This window comes from Mesorhizobium sp. 1B3 (assembly GCF_050958605.1).
Classification (GTDB): Bacteria; Pseudomonadota; Alphaproteobacteria; order Rhizobiales; family Rhizobiaceae.
The window spans coordinates 1-706 of sequence record NZ_JBJHDO010000036.1; the positions used below are offsets into that span (position 1 = coordinate 1).

A 706-nucleotide genomic window follows, 5' to 3' on the forward strand; every position below is an offset into this window, starting at 1 on the left:
ATGCATCTTCGGCTTGACGATATAGACCGAGCCGGCCGGCGAGTTCTTGCGACGGCCGTTGGGGCCGACATCGTGCAGCGCGATCAGGCTGGTGATCATGGCGTCCATGATGCCTTCCGGCACCTCGTTGCCGTCGCGGTCGAGGATCGCCGGATTGGTCATGAGGTGGCCGACATTCCGGACCAGCATCAGCGAGCGGCAGCGCAACTGGAAAGTGGAGCCGTCGGGCGCACGGTAGTCGAGGTCGGGATTGAGCTTGCGCACGAAGCTCTTGCCGCCCTTGGTGACCTCCTCCTGGAGATCGCCCTTCATCAGGCCGAGCCAGTTGCGATAGACGACGACCTTGTCATCGGCATCGACGGCGGCAATCGAATCCTCGCAGTCCATGATGGTGGTCAAGGCCGATTCCAGCCAGACATCGGAGATATGGGCGGGATCATCCTTGCCGATGGTCGAGGTGGGGTCGACCAGGATTTCGATCAGGATGCCGTTGTTCCTGAGCAGGACCTGGCCCTGCACCGACGGATCGTCATGATAGCCGGCGAATTGCGCTGGGTTCGCGAGGCCGGCCGCACGCCCGCCGTCGAGCCTCACCAGGAGCGCTCCGTCCTTAACCGAGAAGCCACGCGCGTCCTGCCAGGAAACGCCGTCGAGTGGCGCGGCGCGATCCAGGAAATCGCGCGCCCAGGCGATCACCCTGGCGCCC

Annotated in this window: 1 pseudogene; it reads right to left on the bottom strand. The window is 64.3% G+C overall.

Annotated elements, in window-relative coordinates:
* A pseudogene (locus ACCO56_RS33040) lies at positions 1-706 on the bottom strand (malate synthase G); the annotation flags it as partial.